This is a genomic window from Caballeronia sp. PC1, assembly GCF_021353155.1.
GTDB lineage: Bacteria > Pseudomonadota > Gammaproteobacteria > Burkholderiales > Burkholderiaceae > Caballeronia > Caballeronia cordobensis.
Window position 1 is genome coordinate 215,309 of record NZ_JAJUBH010000003.1, and the last position, 25,563, is coordinate 240,871.

The 25,563-nt window shown below is 65.5% G+C and carries 23 protein-coding genes and 1 pseudogene; 12 read left to right on the top strand and 12 right to left on the bottom strand.

The genetic code is table 11. The features are described 5' to 3' along the window. The first annotated feature begins 96 nt into the window (after window positions 1–96). The 8 genes from LY284_RS25635 (at window position 97) to LY284_RS25670 (ending at window position 10,226) form a co-directional block, all read left to right on the top strand. Complete coding sequence (locus tag LY284_RS25635; RefSeq protein ID WP_233388729.1) at window positions 97–987, top strand: LysR substrate-binding domain-containing protein; 891 nt, start codon at window positions 97–99, stop codon at window positions 985–987. Between the two features lie 77 nt (window positions 988–1,064). After that, window positions 1,065–2,309, top strand: coding sequence for an acyl-CoA dehydrogenase family protein (locus LY284_RS25640; RefSeq protein ID WP_233388731.1), 1,245 nt, complete (start codon window positions 1,065–1,067; stop codon window positions 2,307–2,309). Between the two features lie 28 nt (window positions 2,310–2,337). Beyond that, the gene (locus LY284_RS25645; protein ID WP_233388733.1) at window positions 2,338–3,723 is read left to right on the top strand and encodes an LLM class flavin-dependent oxidoreductase; all 1,386 of its coding nucleotides are present in this window, start codon (window positions 2,338–2,340) and stop codon (window positions 3,721–3,723) included. Further along, window positions 3,720–5,408, top strand: a complete 1,689-nt coding sequence (locus LY284_RS25650; protein WP_233388735.1) for an ABC transporter ATP-binding protein — start codon at window positions 3,720–3,722, stop codon at window positions 5,406–5,408. Before LY284_RS25645 ends, LY284_RS25650 begins: the two co-directional genes overlap by 4 nt. Further along, window positions 5,350–7,065, top strand: coding sequence for an ABC transporter substrate-binding protein (locus LY284_RS25655; protein ID WP_045459865.1), 1,716 nt, complete (start codon window positions 5,350–5,352; stop codon window positions 7,063–7,065). The genes LY284_RS25650 and LY284_RS25655 overlap by 59 nt, the downstream gene beginning before the upstream one ends. 5 nt (window positions 7,066–7,070) lie before the next feature. Beyond that, window positions 7,071–8,063 carry an ABC transporter permease gene (locus tag LY284_RS25660; protein ID WP_077161315.1) on the top strand — a complete coding sequence of 331 codons (993 nt, stop codon included), beginning with the start codon at window positions 7,071–7,073 and terminating at the stop codon, window positions 8,061–8,063. Further along, the gene (locus tag LY284_RS25665) at window positions 8,060–8,950 is read left to right on the top strand and encodes an ABC transporter permease (RefSeq protein ID WP_233388738.1); all 891 of its coding nucleotides are present in this window, start codon (window positions 8,060–8,062) and stop codon (window positions 8,948–8,950) included. The genes LY284_RS25660 and LY284_RS25665 overlap by 4 nt, the downstream gene beginning before the upstream one ends. Window positions 8,951–9,050: 100 nt before the next feature. Then, window positions 9,051–10,226 (top strand): acyl-CoA dehydrogenase family protein, encoded by a 1,176-nt coding sequence (locus LY284_RS25670; RefSeq protein ID WP_233388740.1) that lies wholly within the window; start codon window positions 9,051–9,053, stop codon window positions 10,224–10,226. Window positions 10,227–10,245: 19 nt separating this feature from the next. On the opposite strand, the gene LY284_RS25675 is transcribed toward LY284_RS25670, so the two are convergent. The 5 genes from LY284_RS25675 to LY284_RS25695 form a co-directional block, all read right to left on the bottom strand. Continuing rightward, the gene (locus LY284_RS25675) at window positions 10,246–11,571 is read right to left on the bottom strand and encodes an LLM class flavin-dependent oxidoreductase (protein ID WP_233388741.1); all 1,326 of its coding nucleotides are present in this window, start codon (window positions 11,569–11,571) and stop codon (window positions 10,246–10,248) included. Window positions 11,572–11,652: 81 nt separating this feature from the next. Continuing rightward, window positions 11,653–11,913 carry a hypothetical protein gene (locus tag LY284_RS25680; protein ID WP_233388743.1) on the bottom strand — a complete coding sequence of 87 codons (261 nt, stop codon included), beginning with the start codon at window positions 11,911–11,913 and terminating at the stop codon, window positions 11,653–11,655. Between the two features lie 55 nt (window positions 11,914–11,968). Next, window positions 11,969–12,709 carry an amino acid ABC transporter permease gene (locus LY284_RS25685; protein ID WP_233388745.1) on the bottom strand — a complete coding sequence of 247 codons (741 nt, stop codon included), beginning with the start codon at window positions 12,707–12,709 and terminating at the stop codon, window positions 11,969–11,971. Then, window positions 12,706–13,437, bottom strand: a complete 732-nt coding sequence (locus LY284_RS25690; protein WP_233388747.1) for an amino acid ABC transporter permease — start codon at window positions 13,435–13,437, stop codon at window positions 12,706–12,708. Before LY284_RS25690 ends, LY284_RS25685 begins: the two co-directional genes overlap by 4 nt. A 32-nt stretch (window positions 13,438–13,469) precedes the next feature. Continuing rightward, complete coding sequence (locus LY284_RS25695; RefSeq protein ID WP_233388749.1) at window positions 13,470–14,291, bottom strand: ABC transporter substrate-binding protein; 822 nt, start codon at window positions 14,289–14,291, stop codon at window positions 13,470–13,472. 266 nt (window positions 14,292–14,557) lie between these two features. On the opposite strand from LY284_RS25695, the gene LY284_RS25700 reads away from it, so the two are divergent. Then, window positions 14,558–15,547: a sulfonate ABC transporter substrate-binding protein gene (locus tag LY284_RS25700; RefSeq protein ID WP_233388751.1), complete on the top strand. Its 990-nt coding sequence runs from the start codon at window positions 14,558–14,560 to the stop codon at window positions 15,545–15,547. A gap of 53 nt (window positions 15,548–15,600) precedes the next feature. On the opposite strand, the gene LY284_RS25705 is transcribed toward LY284_RS25700, so the two are convergent. From LY284_RS25705 to LY284_RS25725, 5 genes are all read right to left on the bottom strand, one after another. Continuing rightward, entirely contained in the window at window positions 15,601–15,951 is a 351-nt protein-coding gene (locus LY284_RS25705) for a DUF3088 domain-containing protein (protein ID WP_077161312.1), read from the bottom strand. Between the two features lie 107 nt (window positions 15,952–16,058). Further along, window positions 16,059–16,850 carry an ABC transporter permease gene (locus LY284_RS25710; RefSeq protein WP_233388755.1) on the bottom strand — a complete coding sequence of 264 codons (792 nt, stop codon included), beginning with the start codon at window positions 16,848–16,850 and terminating at the stop codon, window positions 16,059–16,061. A gap of 21 nt (window positions 16,851–16,871) precedes the next feature. Then, a complete protein-coding gene (locus LY284_RS25715) occupies window positions 16,872–17,672 on the bottom strand; it encodes an ABC transporter ATP-binding protein (protein WP_233388757.1) in 801 nt (266 codons plus the stop codon). 19 nt (window positions 17,673–17,691) lie between these two features. Continuing rightward, window positions 17,692–18,705: an ABC transporter substrate-binding protein gene (locus tag LY284_RS25720; protein WP_233388759.1), complete on the bottom strand. Its 1,014-nt coding sequence runs from the start codon at window positions 18,703–18,705 to the stop codon at window positions 17,692–17,694. A gap of 14 nt (window positions 18,706–18,719) precedes the next feature. Then, window positions 18,720–19,667: a TauD/TfdA family dioxygenase gene (locus tag LY284_RS25725; RefSeq protein WP_077160573.1), complete on the bottom strand. Its 948-nt coding sequence runs from the start codon at window positions 19,665–19,667 to the stop codon at window positions 18,720–18,722. A gap of 349 nt (window positions 19,668–20,016) precedes the next feature. On the opposite strand from LY284_RS25725, the gene LY284_RS25730 reads away from it, so the two are divergent. Next, window positions 20,017–21,450, top strand: a complete 1,434-nt coding sequence (locus LY284_RS25730; RefSeq protein WP_233388761.1) for an LLM class flavin-dependent oxidoreductase — start codon at window positions 20,017–20,019, stop codon at window positions 21,448–21,450. On the opposite strand, the pseudogene LY284_RS25735 reads toward LY284_RS25730, so the two are convergent. Continuing rightward, window positions 21,365–22,282 (bottom strand): annotated as a pseudogene (locus tag LY284_RS25735) (LysR family transcriptional regulator); the annotation flags it as partial. The gene LY284_RS25730 and the pseudogene LY284_RS25735 overlap by 86 nt on opposite strands. Window positions 22,283–22,376: 94 nt before the next feature. Here LY284_RS25735 and LY284_RS25740 point away from each other — a divergent pair. Beyond that, complete coding sequence (locus LY284_RS25740) at window positions 22,377–22,868, top strand: GNAT family N-acetyltransferase (RefSeq protein ID WP_233388763.1); 492 nt, start codon at window positions 22,377–22,379, stop codon at window positions 22,866–22,868. 27 nt (window positions 22,869–22,895) lie between these two features. On the opposite strand, the gene LY284_RS25745 is transcribed toward LY284_RS25740, so the two are convergent. Then, window positions 22,896–23,579, bottom strand: coding sequence for a CBS domain-containing protein (locus LY284_RS25745; RefSeq protein ID WP_233388766.1), 684 nt, complete (start codon window positions 23,577–23,579; stop codon window positions 22,896–22,898). A 225-nt stretch (window positions 23,580–23,804) separates the two neighbouring features. On the opposite strand from LY284_RS25745, the gene LY284_RS25750 reads away from it, so the two are divergent. Further along, window positions 23,805–25,556 carry a SulP family inorganic anion transporter gene (locus LY284_RS25750; protein ID WP_233388767.1) on the top strand — a complete coding sequence of 584 codons (1,752 nt, stop codon included), beginning with the start codon at window positions 23,805–23,807 and terminating at the stop codon, window positions 25,554–25,556. The last annotated feature ends 7 nt before the right edge of the window (window positions 25,557–25,563 follow it).

Below are 25,563 nucleotides of genomic sequence, written 5' to 3' on the forward strand. Positions count from 1 at the left end.
GACTTTACGAGACGCATATTTCGCTGTACACAGATGAAATCTCATCTTTTTCGATAACCCACGGTTATGAAAAGCCTGCGCCACCGACTCCCGCCGATGACCGGTCTGATGTTTTTCGAGGCGGCAGCTCGAACGCTGAATTTCACCCGCGCCGCCGAGGAACTGCACGTCTCGCAAGCGGCGGTCAGCAAGCAGATCCGGCAACTGGAGGAAGGTCTGGGCTTTGCCCTTTTCGAACGGGTGGGACGCCGCGTGCAGTTGTCGCCTCGCGGCGCGCAGCTGCACGGCAAGGTCAGCGCGGCCTTCAACTATCTCGCCGATGCCGTGGATGAAGTGAGCGTGAAGCGGAGCAACGCCGTGGTCACGCTGGCAGGGAACACGGCGATCTCGCATTTCTGGCTGAACGAAGTCATGAACGACTTCCGCGACCGCAACCCGAGCTTCGCGGCGAGCATTCGCACGATCACGTCCGATCACACCGCCGATCTTTTTCATGACAGCGTGGATCTCGCCGTCGTGTACGCGGCGGGCCAGCGGATCGACTGGACGGGACGCATGCTGTTCGAGGAGGAGATATTTCCGGTGGCGAGTCCCGCTTACATCGCGAGTCATCCGCTGAGTGGAGACGGCCCGGAAGCCTTGCTGACCCAGACGCTGCTGGAATATGAACGGCTCGAACCGAACTGGATCAACTGGTCCGCGTGGTTCGCAGCGGTGGGAATCGATCCGCGGCGCGTGAAGGCGACCGAGTACGGCAACAACTACATCGTGCTGGTGGATGCCGCCATCCGCGGGCGCGGCGTCACGCTCGGCACGCGCTATCTGCTCGACGGCGAGATTCGCAGCGGAAGACTGGCGCGGCTCTCTTCACTGAGCGTGCGCCCCGGCCGCGGATACTTCCTGATGCGCAATACGCAGCGTCCCATTCGGGCCGAAGTCGAACAGCTATATGACTGGATCGCGGGTTATGAGTTGATTTCGCCTTAGCTTCTGATAATTCGTCGTTTAGCGCCGGCGCGTTCGTTGCAGATAATCGTCGCTTTGACGAATCACGCACAAGCGCCATGCCTTTCGATCGCACTGCTCCCCTGCCCTCCGATGCCGTCGTCGGCCCCGCGTGGGGCGCTGGTCCCACGGAACACTACGCCGCGCTGGCCGCGAGATTCCGGCCGCTGTTCGCGCGCATCCGCGCACAAAGCGTGACGCGCGAACTCGATCGCCGTCTGCCCGTCGAAGAAATCGCATGGCTGCGCGATGCGGGCTTCACGTCGTTGCGCGTGCCTCAAGAGCATGGCGGCGAAGGCATCAGGCTCGTCGAATTGTTCGAACTGCTGATCGAATTATCGGAAGCGGATTCCAACATCACGCAGGCCCTGCGCGCCCATTTCGGCTTTACCGAGCATGCGCTGGACAGCCCCGCGGAACGCCGCGAGCGCTGGCTCTCGCGGCTCGGCAAGGGCGCGATCGTCGGCGCGGCGTGGTCCGAGACCGGCGAAGCGCGCCAGAGCCAGTTCGCGACGCGTCTCACGCGCAGTGCGGACGGCTGGCATCTGAACGGCGCGAAGTTCTATACGACCGGCTCGCTCTTCGCCGACTGGATTCACGTCGGCGCAACGGACGCGGACGATGCGGCGGTATCCGTCACGGTCGATCGGCATACGGACGGCGTGGAGGTGATCGACGACTGGGACGGCATGGGCCAGCGACTCACCGCAAGCGGCACGAGCCGCTTCAACAACGTGAAGGTCGATGAACGCGAGATCGTCGCGGGCCGCGCGCCGTTTCCGTACTCGGAAGCGTTCTATCAGCTCGTGCATCTGGCGACGCTCGCGGGCATCGGCCGCGCGGTGGCGAACGATGCAGCCGCCGCGGTCGCCGCGCGCACGCGCAGCTACAGCCGCGCGTCGAGCACACGCGCCGGGGACGACCCGCAACTGCTTCAGGTGGTCGGCCGCGCCCGCGCGCACGCCTGGACGGCCGGCGCGATCGTCGCACAGGCGGCGCGCGCGCTGGAACGCGCGGCGGCCTCGTTCGACCGGCCCGACGCGCTCGCCGTCATCGCGGAAACCGAAATCGAAATCTGGCAGGCGCAGACGGTCGCGTCGCAACTCGTTCTCGATGCGAGCGCGAACGTGTTCGACGCGCTCGGCGCCTCCGCGACGCTGCGCACCGCCGGGCTCGACCGCTACTGGCGCAACGCACGCACCATCGCGTCGCATAACCCGCGCATCTACAAGGACCGCATCGTCGGCGATTTCGCCGTGAACGGCACGCTGCCGCCGGGGCAATGGCGCATCGGCGTGGCCTGACTTTTCCTCGTTCGCCTCAGGCCCTTCCATGAGCAAGAAGCACATCATTCTGAACGCGTTCAACATGAACTGCGTCGGCCATATCAATCATGGCCTCTGGACCCATCCGCGCGACCGTTCGACGGACTACCGCAAGCTCTCGTACTGGACCGATCTCGCGAAGCTGCTCGAACGCGGCCTGTTCGACGGGCTGTTCATCGCGGACATCGTCGGCGTGTACGACATCTACGGGCAATCGGTCGATGTCGCGCTGAAGGAATCGGTGCAATTGCCGGTCAACGATCCGATGATGCTCGTCTCCGCGATGGCCGCCGCGACGCAGAACCTCGGCTTCGGCATCACGGTGAATCTCACGTATGAAGCGCCCTATCTGCTCGCGCGGCGTTTCTCGACGCTCGATCATCTGACCGAAGGCCGCATCGGCTGGAACATCGTGACGGGTTATCTCGACAGCGCCGCGCGCGCGATGGGCGCGGCCGGGATGAGCGCGCACGACGAGCGCTACGACCGCGCCGACGAATATCTCGACGTGCTCTACAAGCTGTGGGAAGGAAGCTGGCAGGACGACGCGGTGCTGCGCGACCGCGAAGCGCGCGTATTTGCCGATCCCGCGAAAGTCCGCAAGCTGCATCATCGCGGCCGCTATTACGACGTCGAAGGCTATCACCTGTGCGAGCCGTCGCCGCAGCGCACGCCGGTGCTCTTTCAGGCGGGATCGTCGGGGCGCGGCCAGGCCTTTACCGTGCGTCACGCGGAATGCGTGTTCGTGTCGAGCCAGAGCAAGGAAGGCACGCGCAAGCTGGTCGACGCGCTGCGCGCGCAAGCCGTCGCAGCCGGGCGCGACGCGGGCGATCTGAAGATCATCATGGGCATCACCGTGATCGTGGGCCGCACGCAGCGCGAGGCCGAAGAGAAGTTCGCCGAGTACGCGCGCCATGCCAGCCCCGAAGCGGGCCTCGCGCACTTCGCGGCGGGCAGCGGCATCGACTATTCGACCTATGCGCTGGACGACGAAATCGCGCCGCCCGGCGGCCACAAGGGGCGCGGCATCGAATCCTCCGTGCAGCGCGTGACCGACGGCAAGCGCGGCGTCACCGTGCGCCATCTGCTCGAACAGATGCAACTGGGCGGACGCTACACGACCCTCGTCGGCGATCCGGGTCAGGTGGCCGATGCGCTGCAGTCCTGGGTCGAGGAAGCCGGCATCGACGGCTTCAATCTCACGCGCACGGTGACGCCGGAAAGCTACGAGGATTTCATCGATCTCGTCATTCCCGAATTGCAGTCGCGCGGCATCTACAAGACGGCGTATGCAGAGGGCACGCTGCGCGAAAAGCTCTTCGGCGGCGGCGCGCGGCTCGGCGCAAGCCACACGGCCGCGGGCTTCCGCGATCTGTCCGGGCAGTCGGCATGAGCGCCGCGACGCCGCTGCTGCACATCGACCGGTTGAGCGTGTCCTTCGGCGGACATGCGGCGGTTCGTCCTTTCGATCTGACGATGGCGCGCGGCGAGATCGTCGCGCTCGTCGGCGAATCCGGCAGCGGCAAATCCACCATCGCCCTCGCGACGATGGGCCTCCTGCCCCGCCAGGCGCATGTGCAGGGCGCAATCCGCTTCGAGGATCAGCCGCTTTTCGGGCGAAACGAACGCGACTGGAGCGCGCTGCGGGGCAATCGCATCAGCATGATCTTTCAGGAGCCGATGACCTCGCTGAACCCGCTACAGCCCATCGGCAAACAGGTCGCCGAAGCGCTGACGCTGCATCGGCCGATGTCCGCGCAGTCCGCGCGCAAGCAAGCGCTCGAACTGCTCGAACTCGTGCGGTTGCCCGAGCCGGGCCGCCGCTTCGGGCACTATCCGCATCAGCTATCGGGCGGACAGCGCCAGCGCGTGATGATCGCCATCGCGGTCGCCTGCCGGCCCGGCCTCCTGATCGCCGACGAGCCGACCACCGCGCTCGACGTCACCATCCAGGCGCAGATTCTGGGCCTCATCGACAGCCTGCGGCGCGAACTGTCGATGGCCGTGCTGCTCATCACGCACGATCTCGGCGTAGTCGGGCGCTGGGCGGATCGCGTGGTCGTCATGAAGGACGGCGCGAAAATCGAGGAAGCGCCGGGCGCGCAACTCTTCGCGCAGCCATCGCAGCCCTACACGCGCGCGCTGCTCGGCGCGTCGCTGAACTTCGGCGCGGGGCTGCATTACCGCGACGCGCGGCTCACGGACGCACCGCGCACGCCGCCGCGCCCTGCCGCCGCCACGCACGCCCGCGTGCTGCTGGAAGCCCGCGACGTGCGCGTCGACTATCACGGCGTGCGCGCCGTGGACGGCGTGAGCTTCGCGATTCGCGCGGGCGAAACCGTGGGTCTCGTCGGCGAATCGGGATGCGGCAAGTCCTCGCTTTCGCGCGCGCTGACGCGGCTCGTCGAGCCCACGGGCGGCAGCATCGTGTTCGACGGCGAAGACGTCGCGCATCGCGCAAGGCGCGCGTTGCGGCCGTATCGAAGGCGCGTGCAGATGATCTTTCAGGACCCGTACGGCTCGCTCAATCCGCGTCATACGGTCGAACGCACGCTCGGTCATGCGCTCGCCATTCACGGCGTCTCGAACCGGCGCGAACGGCACGAGCGGATTCGCCGCATCGTCGATGCGGTCGGGCTGCCGCAAGCCGCGCTGCGGCGCTATCCGCACGAATTCTCCGGCGGGCAGCGGCAACGCATCGGCATCGCGCGCGCGCTCGTGCTCAGGCCGGAACTCGTCATCTGCGACGAGCCCGTGTCCGCGCTCGATGTCTCCATTCAGGCGCAGATTCTCGACCTGCTCGCCGATCTCAAGCACGAGCTCGGCCTCGCGCTGCTGTTCATCTCGCACGACCTGTCGGTGGTCCGCTATATCGCCGATCGCGTGCTCGTGATGCAGGCGGGACGCATCGTCGAAAGCGGCGATCACACCTCCATCTGGACTGCGCCGCAACACGATTACACGCGCGCATTGATCGACGCGGTGCCGTCATCGTCATTCAACACAAGGAAAATGGATCGTGACTTACAAGAGCAAGCCACAGCCGACTTCAACCTCGCCGCTGCTGTTCCGCGATGATCCGCTGGGCGCGGCGGTTGCCGATCTGAAACGGCGCAGACTGCTCAAGGGCGCGGGCGCGCTGCTCGCGGGCGCGGCGACGCCGTTCGTGTTCAGCGGCAACGCATGGGCCGCGACCGAGGCGACGCCGGTCACGCTGAACGGCGCGAAACGCGGCGGCACGCTCACGGCGGTGATCCATCCGGAACCGCCGACGCTGGCGTTCTTCGTCAACTCCGCGACGATGATCGGCGCGGTGGCGAGCAAGGTATTCGATGGCCTCGTCGAGTACGGTCCCGACCTGAAGCCGCGCCCGCAGCTCGCCGAAAGCTGGAACGTCTCGCAGGACGGCCTCGCGTGGACCTTCAGGCTGCGGCGCAATGCGCTGTGGCACGACGGCCAGCCCTTCACCTCCGCCGACGTCAAGTTCTCCGCCGAGGAAGTGTGGCTCAAGATCAGTCCGGCATCGCGCCGCGTGCTGCAATACCTGACGAAGATCGATACGCCGGACGCGCATACGGTCGTGCTGCATCTGTCGAAATCGACGCCCGCGACCTTCGGCATTCTCGATTCGCTCGGCACGCCGATCCTGCCGAAGCATCTCTACGAGAACACGGACATCCGCAACAATCCGTACAACAACAAGCCGGTCGGCACGGGTCCGTTCAAGTTCACCGAATGGGCGCGCGGCGACCGTATCGTGCTGGACCGTTTCGAGAAATACTGGGCGCCCGGCCAGCCCTATCTCGACCGCATCACATGGAAGATCACGCCGGACGTCTCGGGCCGCGCCACCGCGCTCGAAACCGGCGCGGCGCAATACGGCGAGCGCAATCCGGTGACGTTCGCGGATGCGGACCGGCTCGCGAAGCTGCCGAATCTCATCGTCTCGCGCGAAGGCTATAACGGCTATGCGGCGTGGCTCTGGCTCGAACCCAACCTGCGCGATCCGATCCTCGGCAAGCTCGAAGTGCGTCAGGCCATCGCGCACGCGATCAACCGCGACGTGCTGGTCAAGACCGTCTGGGGCGGCTACGCGGTGCCCGCCACGGGGCCGGAATCGTCGCTCGTCAAGGCGTTTTACACGCCGGATACGCAACAGTATCCGTACGATCCGAAGCGCGCGGAAGCGTTGCTCGATCAGGCCGGCTTTCCCAAGAAGGCGGACGGCTGGCGCTTCAAAATCGATCACGATTTCATTCCCTATGGCGACGACTACCGCCGCACCGGCGAATTCGTGCGTCAGGCGCTGCGCCGCGTGGGCATCGACGTGAATCTGCGCGGGCAAGACCTGCCGACCTGGATCAAGAACGTCTTCACCGACTACAACTTCCAGCTCATCAGCAGCTGGGGCACGGACGGGCTCGATCCGCAGATCGGCATCGAGCAGCATTACTGGTCGAAGGCGGCCTCCAACGGCACGCCGTGGTTCAACGCATCCGGCTACGCGAGCCCCGAAATGGACCGCGTGATCGAAGCGGCGCAGACGGAAACCGACCCGGCCAGGCGGCGCGAGCTGTACGCGCAGTTACAGAAGATCGCGCAACGCGACCTGTCGCTCATCAATCTGTTCGAGTTCCGCTGGTTCGGCGTCTGGGCGAAGAACCTGCGCAACGTCACCGACACCGCCAGCCATTCGCGCGCCAACTTCGCGCGCGTCTGGTTCGACCAGGCGTGACCGTCATGCGGATCACATCGGCGCTCGCGGGGCGCAGGATCGCGCACCGCCTGATTCAGCTCGTGCTCGTGCTCTTTGGCACCACCGTGCTCAACTTCGTGCTGCTCAAGCTGATGCCCGGCGATCTCGTCGATGTCATCGCGAGCGAGAGCGGCAACGTGTCGCCGCAATACGTGGCGCAGTTGCGCGCGGCTTACGGGCTGGATCAGGGCGTCGCGTGGCAACTGCTGCACTACGTCGAACACGCGCTGCGGCTCGATCTCGGCTTTTCGTTTCGCTTCGGCGAACCGGTCGCAGCGCTGATTCTTGCGCGCCTGCCCGCCACGCTCGCGCTGATCGGCACGGCGCTCGCCGTCTCCGTGAGCCTCGGGCTTCTGCTCGGCGTGCTCGCCGCGCGCAGGCCGCATGGTTTCGTCGATACGCTCGTGTCCACGCTCGCGACCATCGGCTATTCCGCGCCCATGTTCTGGACCGCGCTGATGCTGATCGTGGTCTTCGGCGTGCATCTCGAATGGCTGCCGATAGGCGGTATCGCCGACACCAACGTCGCGCATCGCGGCGCCGCGCGCCTCTTCGATCATCTGCGCCATCTCGTGCTGCCCGCCGCGACGCTCGTGCTGTACTACGTCGCCATCTTCGCGCGGCTCGCCCGGGCCTCGATGATCGAAACGCTGCAGGAAGACTTCATCCGCACCGCGCGCGCGAAAGGCGGCCGGCCGTGGTACGTGACGACGCATCACGCGCTGCGCCACGCGGTGCTGCCCGTGCTCACGATGCTCGGCCTGCAGGGCAGCGCGCTGATCGGCGGCTCGGTGATCGTCGAGACGGTGTTCGGCTGGCCGGGGCTCGGGCAACTGTCGTTCGAGGCCATCAAAAGCCGCGACGTCAATCTGCTCGTCGGCGTGCTGCTGCTCTCGGCCATGCTGGTGGTCCTGCTCAATCTGATCGTCGATCTGCTTTACGGCATCGTCGATCCCCGCACGAGGTCGAGACAATGAAGCTGCTTCGCTTCCTGCTTCATTTCCTGCGCCAGCCGTCCGCGCTCGCCGGCGTGATCCTGCTCGCGCTGGCGCTCGCCGCGGCGCTGTCGGCCAACTGGCTCTTTCCCGGCGATCCGCTCGACATGGTCGCCGCACCCTATCAATGGCCCGGCGCGGATGGCGCGTACCCGCTCGGCACCGATCTGATGGGGCGCGACCTGCTCGCCGGGCTGTTCCACGGCGCGCGCGTCTCGCTGTACGTGGGCGCGACGGTCGCGGTCATCGCGCTCGTGCTCGGCGTGCTGATCGGCGGCATCGCGGGCTACTTCGGCGGCCTGATCGACCAGACCTTGATGGCGATCACCGAGTTCTTCCAGACGGTGCCGCCGTTTCTGCTCGCCATCATTCTCGTCGCGATTCTCACGCCGTCTCTTTCGACGATCGTGTTCGCGCTCGGCGTGACCGCGTGGCCGGGCATTGCGCGGCTCACGCGCGGCGAGTTCATCGTGCTGCGCGAGCGCGAGTTCGTGCGCGCGAGCGTGGCGCTCGGCGCGAGCGATGCGCATCTGATCTTCATCGAAATCCTGCCGAATGCGCTGACGCCGATCCTCGTTTCGACCGCGCTGCTCGTCGCCAACGCGATTCTGTCCGAAGCGGCGCTGTCGTTCCTCGGGCTCGGCGATCCGAACGTGGTGAGCTGGGGCTCGATGGTCGGCACCGGGCGCGAAGCGCTGCGCACCGCGTGGTACATGATCGCGGTGCCCGGCTCGGCGATCGCCCTGACGGTGCTGGCGCTCAATCTGCTGAGCGATGCGTTGCATGCGGCGTTCAATCCGCGCCTGTCGCGACATCGACACGCCGATGCGGCGTCGCGGCCCGAAGCGCTCGAAGGATCGCGGCCGTGAGCGCCGTGCCGTGCCGCGCTCGACGCGATGGCCCGCAATGGGCGAAACTGCTTCATGCCGCGCAACGCGCAAGGCACCCACACCGACAGGAGACACCGCAATGAGCCGCACCCAGGACGCCCCGTGGAACGAGCCGCTGGAAGCGGTGCTGCGCGAATGGGCGCAAACCGCCGCCGCGCGCGACAAGACCGGCGGCACCGCCTTTCACGAGCGCCGCCTGCTGCGCGAGAGCGGCCTGCTGCGCCTTTCGGTGCCGGTCGAGCATGGCGGCGACGGCGCGCCATGGTCGGTCACGCTCGATGTCGTGCGGCGCATGGCGCGGGTGGATAGCTCGCTTGCGCATCTGTTCGCGTTTCATCATCTGCAACTGGCGACGATCCGCCTCTTCGGCAGCGACGTGCAGAATCGCGCGTGGCTCGGCGAAACGGTCACGCAGGGCTGGTTCTGGGGCAACGCGCTCAATCCGCTCGACAAGAGCACGCGCGCCCTGCCCGATGGCGCCGGCGGCTATGTCTTCGATGGCCGCAAGAGCTTCTGTTCCGGCGCACGCGATTCGGACCGGCTGCTCGCCTCCGCGTTCGACGGCGACGGGCGTCTGCTCATCGGCGTGACGCCGACGAATCGCGCGGGCATCGCCGTGCTCGACGACTGGGACAACATGGGGCAGCGTCAGACCGACAGCGGCACGGTGGTCTTCGAGCGCGTGCCGATCGCGAAGGACGAACTATTGCTTCAGCCGGGACCACTTTCCAGCCCGTTCGCCACGCTGCGGCCGCTGCTCGCGCAATCGATCCTGAGCCATATCTACCTCGGCATCGGCGAAGGCGCCTTGCAGGCTGCGCGCGAAGCGACGCTCGCGCAGACGCGGCCGTGGATCGCCTCGCAAGCCGAGCGTCCCGCCGACGATCCTTACGTGCTCGCGAATTACGGCGATTTCTGGATCGCGCTGGAAGGCGCGCGCCTGCTCGTCGAACGCGCGATGCAGGCATTCGATGGCGCCTGGGTTCGCGGCCTCGCCCTCACCGAAGGCGAGCGCGGCGAAGTGGCCGTGGCCGTGGCGGCGTCGAAGGTGGCCGCGGCGCGCGCGGGGCTGGACGTCGCCCATCGCATGTTCGACGTGACGGGCGCGCGTTCGACCACGGCGGTTTTGCGTCTGGACCGCTTCTGGCGCAACGTGCGCGTGCACACGCTGCACGATCCGCTCGATTACAAGGTGCGCGAGCTGGGAGACTGGGCGCTCAACGAACGGATTCCGAAGCCGTCGTTCTACTCGTGAGAAGGCCCGCCTCTCATCGCTATGCGAAGAAGCGATTCGCCGGTCGCGGGAGGCCGAAATGCTCACGCAAGGTCGTGCCCTCGTAGGCCCGCCGGAAGATGCCGCGCCGCTGCAACTCGGGCACGACCTTCGTCGCGAAATCGTCGAGGCCTTCGGGCAGGAAGGGAAACATCACGTTGAACCCGTCGCTGCCTTCTTCGACGAGCCATTGCTGCATTTCGTCGGCGATATCCGCCGCGGTTCCGACCATCTGCAAGCCGGAATATCCGCCAACGCGCTGCGCCAGTTGACGGACCGTGAGCCCTTCCGTGCGCGCCATCTCGATCACGCGTTCGCGCGCGCTCTTGCTCGCGTTGGTCTCGGGAATATCGGGGAGCGGGCCATCCGGATCGAACGACGAGACATCGTGGCCGAGCGCGATCGATAGCGACGCGAAGCCGCTGTCGTCGTGCACGAAGGTGTCGAGCAACGCGCGCTTCTCCCGCGCTTCGTCGCGCGAATCGCCCACCACGACGAATGCGCCGGGCAGGATCTTCAGATGATCGCGCGCGCGGCCGAGGCTTTCCATGCGGCCTTTGACATCCGCATAAAAGCGCTTGCCCGCCGCGAGATTCGGCTGCGCGGTGAAGACCGCGTCGGCGGTGGCGGCGGCGAGCTGCCTGCCCGCTTCCGACGAACCCGCCTGCACCACGACCGGCCAGCCCTGCACCGGCCGCGCGATGTTCAGCGGCCCGCGCACCGAGAGATACGGACCTTTGTGGTCGAGCACGCGCAGCCGGTCCGGGTCGAAGAAGAGGCCGCTTTCCGTGTCGCGCACGAAGGCGTCGTCGGCCCAGCTGTCCCACAGGCCCGTGACCACATCGTAGAACTCGCGCGCGCGGCGATAGCGCTCGTCGTGCTCCATGTGTTCATCGCGGCCGAAGTTCAGCGCGGCGTCGGGATTCGATGTCGTGACGAGATTCCAGCCCGCGCGCCCGTCGCTCAGATGATCGAGCGACGCAAAGCGCCGCGCGATGTGATACGGCTCGTCGAACGTGGTCGACGCCGTGGCGATCAGCCCGATGCGCTCCGTCACCGATGCAAGCGCGGACAGCAGCGTGAACGGCTCGAACGACGTCGCCGTATGACTGCGCTTCAGCGCATCCACCGGCATGTTGAGCACGGCGAGATGATCCGCCATGAAGAAGGCGTCGAAGCATGCCCGCTCCAGCGTCTGCACGAAGCGCTTGAGGTGCCTGAAGTTGAAGTTGGCGTCGGGATACGCACCGGGGTAGCGCCATGCGCCGGTATGCAGGCTGACCGGGCGCATGAACGCGCCGAGATGGAGTTGTCGGGAATGTGGCATCGCATCGGCATGGGAAAGAGGCAGGTCGCGCCAAGGTACTGCAAGTCGCGAAAAGCTGCTCGGATCACGCGTTCCGGCGTGTCAGAAAGGCGGCGGGTCGACCGGCGGCTGAAACAGATCGACCGCCTGGCCCATGTTGAAATAGCCCGCCTGCGCAAACAGGGCGATGGATTCGAGCCGCTCCGCGCGGCTCGCCTCTTCCCCGCTCAAGGTCTTGGCGCGCGGCGCATCGCACGCGCATGCGTTCATCGCGCGCCGGGCTTCGCGCAGAAAGCGGCGCTCGCGGGACCGCTCGAAGCTGTGGTGCAGGGTGCGCCAGTAGTGCGTCAGGAATTGCGCCATGAATCGATGCCTGGAAAGAGACGATGCCTCTCAATCTAGGCCGCCGCGGCCTGTTTCACAAACGAGCTTTTCTGCGATGCATTGCATGGATGGCACGCTTCCGTGCCGCTTGCAAGGGCTCCCGCTTGCCGCGCGCGAGCAGCACGTAAGCGAGCCCTTGCACCGCGCCGCACAGCATCAGATAGACGAAGCCGACGAACAGAAAAATCTGCGCCGGATAGACCATGAGCCGGTTGTTGAGCTGGTTCGCGAGGAACGTGAATTCCGGCACGCCGACGATATACGCAAGCGACGTGTCCTTGATGAGCGACACCCATTGATTCACGAACGACGGCATCATCACGCGCACGGCCTGCGGCAGCACCACGTCGCGCAGCGCCTGCCAGCGCGTGAGTCCGAGCGACAGCGCCGCCTGCCACTGCCCCGCGCCGATCGAAACGATGCCGGCATGCACGGAATGCGAGAGGTACGCGCCGCCGATCAGCGACAGCGCGCACACGACGGTGGCGAGTCCCGGCACGTTCACGTGCAGCAGAATCGGCATCAGGAAGAACGTCCAGAAGATCAGCATCAATACGGGAATGGCGCGAAAGAACGCGACGAGCGCCGTCAGCAGGAGATGCGCGACGCCGCGTGTCATGGCGAGCGCGATGCCGCCCGCGAGCCCGAGAAGCGCGGCGAGCAGCGCGGAGGCGGCCGAGAGCGCCACCGTCAGCGCGACGCCGCCAAGCGGCCCCGAAGGGAACGCGCCCAGCAACAGATAGCGCAGCGAGGAAAGCCAGTCGATGCCGCTCATGCGTGGCCTCGCCGCAAGGCGCGCACGCCCGTGCGCTGCCATACGGCCAGCGCCGCCTCGATCGCCGCGATGGTCAGCACATAGAACACCGTCGCCGTGCCGAAGGCCTGAAAGGTCCTGAAGCTTTCCGTATCGACCTGACGCGACATGTATGAAAGCTCCGCGACGCCGATGGCCATCGTGAGCGACGAGTTCTTCACCAGATTCATGTACTGCCCCGCGAGCGGCGGCGTCGCGATGCGCAGCGCCTGCGGAAGAATCACATGGCGCAGCGCGGCGAAGCGGCTCATGCCGAGCGCGGCGGCGGCCTGCTCCTGCGCCACGCTCACGCCGCGCATGCCCGCGCGAAACTCCTCGCCGATGAACGCCGTCGTGTAGCACGTCAAGCCGATCCAGCCGGCGAACAGCTCGAAGCTCGGCCAGCGCAACGCGAGCGGTCCGAGTGTCATGGCATGCGGCGTGTTGAGCCAGCTCATCCAGTCGGCCGGAAGCAAGGCCGCCGCGCCGAAATACCAGAACAGCAATTGCACGAGCAACGGCGAATTGCGAAACACGAACACATACGTCGCCGCGGCGCGCGCGAGCACGGCATGGCGCGCCGTGCGCGCGACGGCCAGCGCGAAGCCGAGCAGCGTCGCGCAGCATCCCGCGCAGGCGGAGAGCATCAGCGTGACGACGAAGCCCTGCTCCAGCCACGCGAGGTATTTCGGCTCAAGCCAGTTCTGCATGATCGATCGACATCAATCGGAAACGGCGAAGCTCAACCGTTCTTTTGCGGATCGCCGATCCTGAACAGGCGCGGCAGCGGCGCGGCGCTCGTCGGCCCGAACCATTTGTCGTAGATGCGCGTGGCCTCGCCGTCCGCTTCGAGCCGCGTCAGCGTGCCGTTCACGGCATCGAGCAGGCGCGTCTCGCCCTTCGGCACGCCGACGCCTTCATAGTCGTTGGAGATCGTGAACGCGGGGATCTCGTAGCTGGCCTTGTCCGGCACGCGCGCGAGCAGCGCGACGAGCTTGGGTCCGTCCTGCGTGATCGCCTGCACGTTGCCGGTGCGCAGCGCGGCGAACGCAAAGGGCGTGTCGTCGTACGCGACGATGGTCGCGTTGGGGAATTTCGCGCGCACCTGCTGCTCGTTGGTCGTGCCCTTGTCCGCGCCGATGCGCAGGCTGTTGATCTGATCGGGCGACTTGAGCACGCCCTTCTTCGCGATGAACTGCGTGCCCGATGCGAAGTACGGCGTGCTGAAATCGACTTCCTTCCTGCGCTCATCCGTGATCGTGAAGTTCGCGAACACGAGATCGACCTTGCCCGACTTCAGGAACGCGATGCGATTGGCCGGATTGGTCGGCTGCACTTCCAGCTTGACGCCCAGGCTCTTCGCCACGGCGCGCGCATAGTCGACATCGAGACCGACGATCTGATTGTCCTTCGGATCGACGAAACCGAATGGCGGGTTGCTGTCGAATGCCGCGACGCGCAGCACGCCCGCCTTCTTGATGTCGTCCAGCCGGTCCGCATGCGCGGCATTCGACGCCACGACCAGCAGTGCCGCGAGCACCGCGCCCCAGGTCTTGATTTTCATTGGTGAGTTCCTTGTTCGTTGCGCCGCTCCGTGCCGCGAAGCGCCGGCACGATGGCGAGGCTCGCACTCTATCGGCGCGGCGTGCCGGAGGGAACGAAGTATTCGTCACGTAGAAAGAAGGCGCGGCGATTTAGGCGGATGCGCGCACAGCCGCCGCACGAAGAAGGATATGACGCCGCCCGCGATAGCGTTATGCGCATCGCTACGTTGGCCGCAACGCTGGCGGGCCTTAGCATCGGAAGCTTTCACAGACCTCGATTTCCGCCATGTCCAAAAGAAGCAGTCTCACCGAGCGCCGCGCGTTCCTGTCCTTGTCGGTGCGCGCGGCAGCCGGCGCCGCCGCGCTCGCCGCCGTGCCCGCCTCGTTCGCGCAGTCTGGCGCTCAGGCACAGCCGCGCGTGCTTCGCATCGGCAATCAGAAAGGCTATCTGAATCTGCTCAAGGGCCGCGGAACGCTGGAGAAGCGGCTTGCGCCGCTCAACGTCTCGGTGAGCTGGACCGAGTTCTCCGCCGGACCGGTGCAACTCGAAGCGCTCAATGTCGGGTCGATCGATTTCGGCGACGTGGGCGAAGCGCCGCCGATCTTCGCGCAAGCTGCCGGCGCGCCGCTCGTCTATGTCGCGGCCACGCCTTTGCGGCCGAAGTCCGAAGCCGTGCTGGTCCCGGCGCAATCATCGGTCAGGACGGTGGCGGATCTGAAGGGCAAACGCGTCGCGCTCAACAAGGGCAGCAACGTCCATTACTTTCTCGTCAAGCTGCTGCGTCAACACGGACTTCAGTATCGCGACGTCGAACTCGCGTTTCTCGCGCCGGCCGATGCGCGCGCCGCGTTCGAGCGCGGTTCGATCGATGCATGGGTCATCTGGGACCCGTACTTTTCCGCCGCGCAGACGTCCCTGAACGCGCGCGTGCTGGCCGATGCAAGCGGTGTCGTCGGCAACCGCGCCTATTATTTTTCGTCGCAGGACTATGTGGCGAAGAATGCGGACGTGATCCGTATCGTCATCGAGGAGATCAAGGCGGTCGATCAGTGGGGCAGACAGCATCGCGATGAACTCGCGAGCGAACTGGCGCGTCTGTGGGGCCTGCCCAAACCCGTCGTGGATCTCGCCGTGAGCCGGCAGGTGTTCGGCACCGAAGCCATCACGCGATCCATCATCGCGGAGCAGCAGCAGATCGCCGATACCTTCGTCGAGCTCGGGCTCATACCGAAACACGTCGATGTGCTGAAGGCCGCGCCGCCCAATCTGGCCTGAGCATCGAGCCGGCGAGCGCGGCCGGCGCGCCGGCCGCGTGTCGTTGTAGATGCTCAGTCATGCAGCTTGGGAAAGCCGTGCCGCTCCGCAAGCGACGCGAGGATGCGGCGCGTATCGGTGATAAAGCGTTTCTCGCCCAGGCTGTTCGCATCGGGCGGTGCGGGGAAATCGCCGCCGAACACCAGCACGGGCAGGCTTTGATGCGCTTCGCTCAGCGCTTCGATGGCCGCGCGCCGCGGACGCTCGAACGGCACGCGACGGATATCGAGCCGCGCCGCCCGCGCGGGATCGCTCGCGAGCAGCGCTTCGATCGGCGCGCCGTCGGGACAGATGAACACTTCGCCCGGACGCTCCGGATCGGTGAAGCCGGGTTCCAGCAGAATCAGCAAATCGCGTTGGGTCATGATGGGTGCGTGCGTGGTTGAGACGGCATCAGCGTAGCCATGAGCCATGCCGATGCAAACCAATTGCATCTGATATCGAAATCTGCGGCGCGCATGACGCCGCTGCGTCACGCCTGCTCTTTCCATGCGGCGAACCGCTTTTCGGCGATGAGCACCGCCTGGTTGAACGCAAGCCCGAGCAAAGCGAGCGTGATGATGCCCGCATACATCTTCGGAATCTCGAAGGTGAATTGCGAATAGTTGACGAGATAGCCGAGCCCCGCCTTCGCGCCGACCATTTCCGCCGCGATCAGCACGAGAATCGAATAAGCGCCCGCGATGCGAATGCCCGTGAACACCGACGGCACCGACGCCGGCAACACGACCTTCACGAAGAGTTGCAGCGGCCTGAGACCCATCGATCGTGCGGAGCGGATCAGGAGCGGATCGACGTTGCGCACGCCGCTCACGGTATTGAGCACCACGGGCCAGATGCACGAGTAGACGACCATCGACACTTTCGATGTTTCGCCCATGCCGAGCACGAGCACGAACACCGGCAGCAAGGCAAGCGGCGCGGTATTGCGGAAGAGTTCGAGCAGCGGATCGAGCACTTCGGCAAGCGTCCGATACCAGCCGATGAACAAGCCCAGCGGCACGCCGAGCGCAACCGCGATCGCAAAGCCGCTCAACGCACGCAGCGTGCTCGCAAGCAGATGTATCCCCAGTTCGCCCGACAATGTCATGTCGTACAGCGCGCGAAGCACCACGGAAAACGGCGGCAGAAAGGTCGCATCGACCCAGCCGAGACGCGGCAGCGCTTCCCACAGCGCCACGAACGCCACGATGGCGATGCTCGACCGGACCGCGCGCGGCACACCCCACGCGACGCGCGCGGGCGCTGCGATGACCGTACTCATCCAAGCTCCTTCGAAAGTGGATCAGGCCGCGTGCGCGACCTGCAAATGTTGCGCGCCGCGACGCGAACGGATCAGTTGCCAGATCTCGTGACGCAAGCGCACGAACTCGGGCGTCGCGCGCACGTCTTCGCCGCTATCGTCCTTCGGCACGTTCACCGGCAGCACATGCGTGATGCGTCCGGGCGATGCCGCCATCACCAGCACGCGCTGACCGAGATAGATGGCCTCGTCGATCGAATGCGTGATGAAGACGACGGTCGTCCCGGTGCGCTTCCAGATGCGCAGCAATTCGTCCTGCAAGGACTCGCGCGTCTGCGCATCGAGCGCGGCGAACGGCTCGTCCATCAGGAGGACATCGGGCTCGTAGGCGAGCGAACGCGCAATGGCGACGCGCTGCTTCATGCCGCCCGACAACTGATGCGGATAGCGGTCCGCGAACTCGCTCAAGCCCACGAGTTCGAGAAAGCGCCGCGCCCTCGCGTAGCGCTCGTTCCTCTCGATGCCCTTCGCCTCCAGCCCGAACGCGACATTGCCGAGCGCCGTCTTCCACGGAAACAGCGCGTACTGCTGGAACACGATGCCGCGATCCAGCCCCGGCCCTTCGACCTTGCGGCCATCGATCAGAATCTCGCCGCGGTCGCTCTGCGTGAGCCCGCCGATCAGGTCGAGCAGCGTGGTCTTGCCGCATCCGCTCGGGCCGACGAGCGAGACGAACTCGCCGGCCGCGACGTGAAAGGACACGTCGTCGAGGACCGTGAAGCGGTCGCGCGGGTTCACGCGATAGCCCTTCGCGACGTTGCGCACGTCGATCGATGCACTCATTGCTGCGCCTCCCGAAGCGTCAATGGCTGGCCACGGCCTGGTTGAACGGATTGAACTGGTTCGAATAGATCGTGTCCGGCTTGACCTGTCCGGGCTTGAGCACGCCGTTCTTCACATACCAGTCGATATAGGTGGTGAAGTCCTCGGCCGCGATCACGCCGCCCTTGCCGCCCACGCCCGGCGATTTCCAGTAGTTGACGATCGACGTATCTTCATTGCGATGCCGCGCCTCGACGATCTTCTTCAGCCGCGCGACCACTTCCGCGCGCGGCGTCGTGCGCGTCCACTCGATCGCGCGCGCCGTGCCCTCGACGAACTTGCGCACCGTGTTCGGGTTCTGCGCGATGAAGCGGTTCGTGAACAGATAGCTCGCGTAGCCATACGAGCCGAACTGCGCGTAATCGGTCGTGAGCAGGCGCGCGCCGCCATCCGCGAGCAGCTTGTCCTTGATGATGTCTTCGAGGAAAACCGCATCGAGCTGCTTTTGCTTCAGCAGTTGCGCGAGGTTCACCGGCGGCGCGGGCACGAACGTCACCTTCTCGATGTCGGCCTGCGAGAGTCCCGACTTCTGCAGGTACGCGGTCACGAGATACTGCTGATACGCACCCGGCGTATTGACGCCGATCTTCTTGCCGATGAGATCGCGCGGCCCCTCTATCGCGCTGTCCTGCACGACGAAAAGCCCGCCGTTGGTCTCCTTGTCCGTGCCGACATACGAAATCACCGCCTTCACGGGCGCATGCGCCGCGACGAGCTTGACGATGGATCCGTTGAACGCGCCGCCGAAATCGACGTCGCCGGTCACGGCCGCCTGAATGTCCTGCGGGCCGCTCGTCGTATTGCCGACCCACTTGAGTTTGACGGGCCCGAGATAGCCCAGGTCTTCGGCGAGCTCGGGATACAGCACCTTGCTCGCCCAGCCCTGATAGCGCAATTCGAGCTTCTCGGGCGTTTGCGCCAGAGCCGCCGTCGCGCTCGCGGCGAACGCGGCGGCGGGCAGCGTCGCATGAATGATTCGCTTGATGACAGTCACGCGTTCGCCTCCGGTCAGAACACGCCGTCGTGTTCGAGCGTGATGCGATGAATCCGCCGCTTCGCCGCACCGTAATCGCGCGCGGCGTAGTGCTGCACTTGCCGGTTGTCCCAGATCGCGACGTCGCCCTGCTTCCATTCGAAGCGCGCCTGCACTTCCGGCGTCTTGATGAGATCGTAGAGATAGTTGAGCAGGCTCTGACTCTGCGTCTTCGACACGCCGAGAATATGGCTCGTATGACCTTCGTTCACGAACACGAGCTTGCGCCCGTTCTCGGGATGCGTCTTGATGACGGGCACTTCGATCGGCGGATACTTCAGCGCGGCATCGTGAAAGCGCGCGAGTCCGGCTTCGACGCTGGTTTCCTCCGTGCCTTCGGGAATCTCATAGCCGCTCAGCAGATCGGCGAGCGCGCCTTTTTTCGGCGACGCGATGAACGTGTTCACCGCCGTCAGCTTGTCGAAGTAGCGGGCCAGATCGGCATCCAGCAGGTCGTAGACCGCCGCCGACGAGGCCCAGATCGTGTCCCCGCCGCCGCCTTCGGGAATGTCCTGGGCATGGAGGACGGTGGCCTTGGGCGGCTGATGCTGCCACGAAACATCGACATGCCAGTTGTCCGTGCCGCCCGAGCGGGTCGTATCGCCGCCGTGAGCGATGACCTCGATCTCAGGAAAACCCGCGACGGCTGGCAGATAAACGTTCTTGCGGATCGGGTTGCCGAAGATGCGCGCGAGCGCCACGTGCTGTTCGGACGTGAGCGTCTGTTCACGAAAAAAGATCACGCCATGATCGACGAGCGCCTGACGCAGCGTTCGACGATTGTCCTCGCTGAGCGGCGCGGCAAGATCGACGTTCTCGATGACCGCGCCGACGAGCGGCTTGTAGCGCCGCACGCGCAGATCCTGATGGCCTTCGGCTTGCTTGTGCGCCTGCGCTTCCCGATTGTCCAGCACCGTGCTCATGAGTTTCTCCGTGGTCGTTGAGTGGGTCCATCAGACCATCGGGCAGCGGTGCTTCGCAACGAAGCAATACGAGCAAGCGTATGAGCGCATCGTCGATGATCTTCTTCGACCGTGCGCTCGAATGCTTCGCGCAATGCGTTATTTACGCATCCACCGTGCATGTCCTATGTTTTGAGGTTGCGCTTCCGACGCGCGCCGCATGCGTCATAAGCTCGACGCAGCCGCGCTGATAACGTTCGCATGATCCCTTCGTTTGCGCGATGAACCGGCGGACGTATCGTTCTGCCAGCACGTCTCAAGCACCGCCACATCACACCCAACGCGCAACGCCTAGTTCAGTGAGCCATCCATGACTCGACGCACCCGACAGTTCGCGCTCGGCGCATTCCTCATGCAGACGGGGCACCATATCGCCGGCTGGCGGCATCCCGATGCGCAAGCCGATGCCGGCAGCAACTTCCGCCATTACGTGGAACTCGCGAAACTCGCGGAAGCCGCCAAATTCGATGCGATCTTTCTCGCGGATACGTCGGGCGTGGGCTCGACGCATCGGCCATCGCTTGCGCGCACGGCCCGCAGCGACTTCTTCGATCCCGTCACGCTGCTCGCGGCGCTCGCGGCCGTGACCGAACGCATCGGCCTAATCGCAACGGTGTCCACATCGTTTCACGAGCCGTACAACGTGGCGCGCCGCTTCGCCACGCTCGACCAGATTTCCGGTGGGCGCGCGGGCTGGAATCTGGTGACGTCGAGCACGTCGGCGGAAGCGCAGAACTTCAACCGCGATGCGCTGCCCGATCACGCCGAGCGCTACGAGCGCGCCGCCGAGTTTCACGACGTCGTGCTGGGCCTGTGGGATTCGTGGGAGGACGACAGCTTCGTGCGCGACAAGGCAAGCGGCCTCTATTTCGATGCGGACAAGCTGCACGTGCTCGAACATCGCGGCAAGCACTTTCAGGTGCGCGGCCCGCTCAACGTGAACCGCTCGCCGCAAGGGCGTCCGGTGGTCGTGCAGGCGGGTGCCTCCGACGATGGCCGCGCGCTCGCCGCCCGCACCGCCGAGGTGATCTTCGTCGCGCATCAGACCTTCGGCGAAGCGCAGGCGTTCTATGCAGACATCAAGGGCCGCCTGCCCGCGTACGGGCGCGACCCCGACGACGTGAAGATCATGCCGGGCATCTTCCCCGTGGTGGGCCGCACGCAGGCGGAAGCCGAAGAGAAGTTCGAGGCGCTGCAATCCCGCGTGGACCCCGTGGTCGGCGTGGCGCTGCTGTCGACGGTGATCGGCGGCGTCGATCTGTCGGGCTATGACGTCGACGGGCCGATTCCCGCGTTGCCCGAAACGAACGGACCGAAAAGCCGCCAGCATCTGCTCGTCGAGCTCGCGCGGCGCGACAGGCTCACGATCCGCCAGCTTTATCAGCGCATTGCCGGGGCGCGCGGTCATCAGCAGGTGGTGGGCACGCCCGCGAGCATCGCGGATCAGTTGCAGCAATGGTTCGAGGAAGGCGGCGCGGACGGATTCAACATCATGGCGCCGTGGTTTCCGGGCGGACTCGAAGAATTCATCGCGCTGGTGCTGCCCGAACTGCGGCGGCGCGGCCTCTTTCGCACCGACTACACCGGCCGCACGCTGCGCGAGCATCTCGGCCTCAGGCGTCCCGCGCACGCGAAGCCGGCGAGTCTCGCCCGCCGCGATTCGCACGCAACGCCAGAACGATCTGTTGACACATCCAGCGATGCGCGGGCGAGGCCGCATGCCGTCGATGAAAATACGCTTTGAGCACGTAACGCGGAAGCTCGAACGGCGCGGAACGGAACGCGAGCGGTACGGCGGCGGCGAGCTGTTGCACCGCGCGGCGCGGCAAGGTGATCAGATGGTCCGAGTTCGCGACGATGAACGGCGCGGCCATCACGCTCGGCAACTGCACGGCCACATCGCGCTCGAGCCCGAGCTTTTGCAATGCCGCATCGACGACGCTTCCTTCCGTGTTCCACGGCGTCACCACGACATGGCGTCCGGCAAGATACTGCTTCAACGAGAGCTTCTTGCCGATGCGCGGATGCCCGTGCCGAAACGCGACGACATAATCGTCCGCGAAACAATCGAGCGATGCCAGGCCCGCTTGCGCGCCCTCACCTTCATCCGAGAAGCCGAGCGCGAACTGAACCCGGCCGGACGCGAGTTCGTCGATCGATTCGCGATGCGTGGAATACACCACGCGAACGCGAACATGCGGCGCGCAGCGTTCGAGCGCCGCAATGAGCGACGGCAGCAATGCGAACGCCGTGAAATCGGTGGCGCTGAAGGTGAATAGCTGATCGCTCGTCGATGGATCGAACGAGCCGGCCGCGTCCAGCGTGCCGGACAGCATGCGCAGCGCGTCCTGGATACCCGGCGCGAATTGCCCGGCGCGCGCGGTCGGCTGCATGCCGTTGCCGTGGCGCACGAAGAGTTCGTCCGCGAGCGCATCGCGCAGGCGCGAGAGCGCGTGACTGCACGCCGATGAACTCAGCGCGAGTTCATCCGCCGCCGCGGCCACGCTGCGATGCCGGTAGAGTGCGTCGAAAACGAGAAGCAGGTTCAGATCGACCCGCCTGAGAACATCATGCATGGCGTGCAGCACTCGATGAAAATATTGCAGTACATGCAGATTAGCATCGGTTTTATCATCGAGGCTCTTTTGTTTTTTTCGAGCCAGTACGCCGATGAGCACGCCCACTTTCCGTCAGGCCGTCCCGTCAGACGCCGACCGCTGCTTCGAGATCGAAATATCCGCCTACGAAGGCGATGAAGCCGCGACCCGCGAGAAAATCGCCACGCGGATCAAACAATATCCGCAGGGATTTCTCGTCATGGAACTGGAGGGCCGGACAATCGGCTTCATCAATGGCGGGTGCGCGCATGAAGTCGTCATGTCCGACGAGGCGTTCAAGGAACTCGTCGGCCACGATCCCGCCGCGCCGAACGTCGTGATCATGTCGGTGGTGATCGACCCGGCGTATCAAGGGCGCGGCTATGCCTCACTGATGATGAAAACCTTCGTCTCGCGAATGGCTTCGATGGGCAAGAAAACAATTCATCTCATGTGCAAGGAACGGCACGTCGCGCTTTACGAACGATTCGGTTTTCGCTACGCGCGGCCGTCGAGCTCGGATCACGGCGGCATGGCGTGGCATGAGATGGACATGGCGCTTTGAGCGCACGCGGCAGGCTCTCGATCGCGATCAGGCGGCCGGCGGCCGCCCGAAGTGCGCGACGACCTCCTTGACGCCCGGCGTGTTCTCCGCCGCGACGCGGATCGCATTGCCCTCGTCCGCGCCGACGACAGGGCCCCAAAGATGCACGACGCCGTTTTCGACGATCACGTTCTCGCGCGCCATCGCCCAGGGATGCCCTTCCATCGCGGCGAGCACGTCCTCGCGAATCGCGTTGTCGCCGCTTTCCGCCGTGGCGGGCACCTCGGGCGCCATCGTCACGAGCGCGCGGATCAGGTTCGAGCGGCTGACGATGCCGACCACTTTTCCGTCGCGCATCACGGGAACGCGCTTGATGCGGCGGCGCTCGAGCAGCTCCGCGATCTCGCCGACCGGACAGGTTTCCGTCACCGTCGTGATGTCGGTGGTCATCAGGTCCTTGACGGTCTTCGCGTGCTCCTTCACGTACTGGCTCGCGAGTTCGCTCGTCGATGCGACCATGTCGAGCCACCAGGCGCGATGCTTGACGCCCGTTCCGATCTCCGCCCGATGCATGAGATCGCCTTCCGTGATCATGCCGAGCAGCTTTCCGCTTTCGTCGACCACGGGCATTCCGCTGATGCCCGCAAACACCATCGTGCCCGCGGCGTGCCTGACGGTCATGTCCGGGCTGGCGGTGATGATGGAGGTCGTCATGATGTCGCAAGCTCGCACGGTCATCTCCTGATAAGTGGCGGGCCGCCGCCGGACGTTGCCACGCGCACGGCTTTCAGTGCACACTGGGCCTTGAATGGCGACGCAAGAAAATCGACGGTTGCTCTGATCACAGTATGCGATCACTTTAGTGAATTCAAGAAGCTGGCGCGCAGGCGCGCAATTCGCTAAGAAATCCCGGCAGTCGGGCAGTTCCTTCACTGGATGCTTCACGCGCACCGAACCATGTCATCCGATCGAACCGCGCACGCGCGCGAACGCGGCAAGGGCATCGCGCAAGGCTGGTCACGGCATGTGCCGGTCCTCGCCATGTTCCGGGAATATCGCGCGGCGTGGCTGAGGAACGATATCGTCGCCGGGCTCGTGCTCACGACGATGCTCGTGCCGGTGGGCGTCGCGTATGCCGAGGCGTCGGGCGTGCCGGGCGTCTGCGGCCTGTACGCGACGATCGTCCCGCTGCTCGCCTACGCGATCTTCGGCCCCAGCCGCATTCTCGTGCTCGGTCCGGATTCGGCGCTCGCCGCGCCCGTGCTCGCGGTCGTCGTGCTGAGCGCGTCGGACGATCCGTCGCGCGCGATTGCCGTCGCCAGCCTGATGGCGATCGTCTCGGGCCTCGTCTGCATCGTGTTCGGCCTGCTGAAGCTCGGCTTCGTCACGGAGTTGCTGTCCAAGCCGATCCGCTACGGCTACATGAACGGCATAGCGCTGACCGTGCTGATCAGCCAGTTGCCGAAGCTGTTTGCGGTTCCGATCGAGGATCACGGCCCGTTGCGCGACATGCTCGATCTCGCGAAGGCGGTCGCGGCGGGCCAGGCCAACTGGATGAGCTTCGCCATCGGCGCGGGCAGTCTCGCGCTGATTCTTCTGCTCAAGCGCTTCGACAAGGTGCCGGGCATCCTCATCGCCGTCGTGCTCGCGACGCTGTGCGTGACGGCGTTCGACCTCGACCGCTTCGGCGTGAAAGTGCTCGGGCCGATTCCGCAAGGGCTGCCCGCGTTCTCCCTGCCCTGGCTGAGCGACGCCGACTTCGTGCGCATCGTGCTCGGCGGCTGCGCGGTCGCGCTCATCTCCTTCGCGGACACGAGCGTGCTGTCGCGCACGTTCGCGGCGCGCGCCAGCCGGCGCGTCGATCCGAATCAGGAAATGATCGGGCTCGGCGTCGCCAATCTCGCGACCGGCTTCTTTCAAGGATTTCCGATCAGCAGCAGTTCGTCGCGCACGCCCGTCGCCGAAGCGGCGGGCGCGAAGACGCAGGTGACGGGCATCGTCGGCGCGCTGGCGGTCGCGGCCGTGCTGCTGGCCGGACCGAACCTGCTGCGTTATCTGCCGACGAGCGCGCTCGCCGCTGTCGTGATCGCCGCGGCCATCGGCCTCTTCGAATTCCGGGACCTGAAGCGCATCTATCGCATCCAGCAGTGGGAATTCTGGCTGTCGATCTGCTGCTTCGTCGGCGTGGCGGTGTTCGGCGCGATTCCCGGCATCTTCATCGCGGTGGTGATCGCGGTCATCGAATTCCTGTGGGACGGATGGCGTCCGCATTACGCCGTGCTCGGCCGCGTCGAAGGCCTGCGCGGTTATCACGACCTGAAGCGCTATCCGCACGCCGCGCAGATTCCGGGGCTGCTGCTGTTTCGCTGGGATGCGCCGCTCTTCTTCGCGAATGCCGAGCTATTTCAGCGACGTGTGATCGAGGCCGCGGCGCAGGCGCCCACGCCCGTGAAACGCGTCGTCGTGGCCGCCGAGCCGGTGACGAGCGTCGATGTCACGTCCGCCGACATGCTGCGCGACCTGCATCGCGCATTGAAGGAGCGCGGCATCGAACTGCATTTCGCCGAAATGAAGGACCCTGTCCGCGACAAGCTCAGGCGCTTCGAACTGACATCCATCTTTCCCGACGCATGCTTCCACCCCACGCTAGGCAGCGCCGTCGATGCGTGGCTCGGCGTGGAACCCGACGAACGCGAGGCTCATGCATGACCGCATG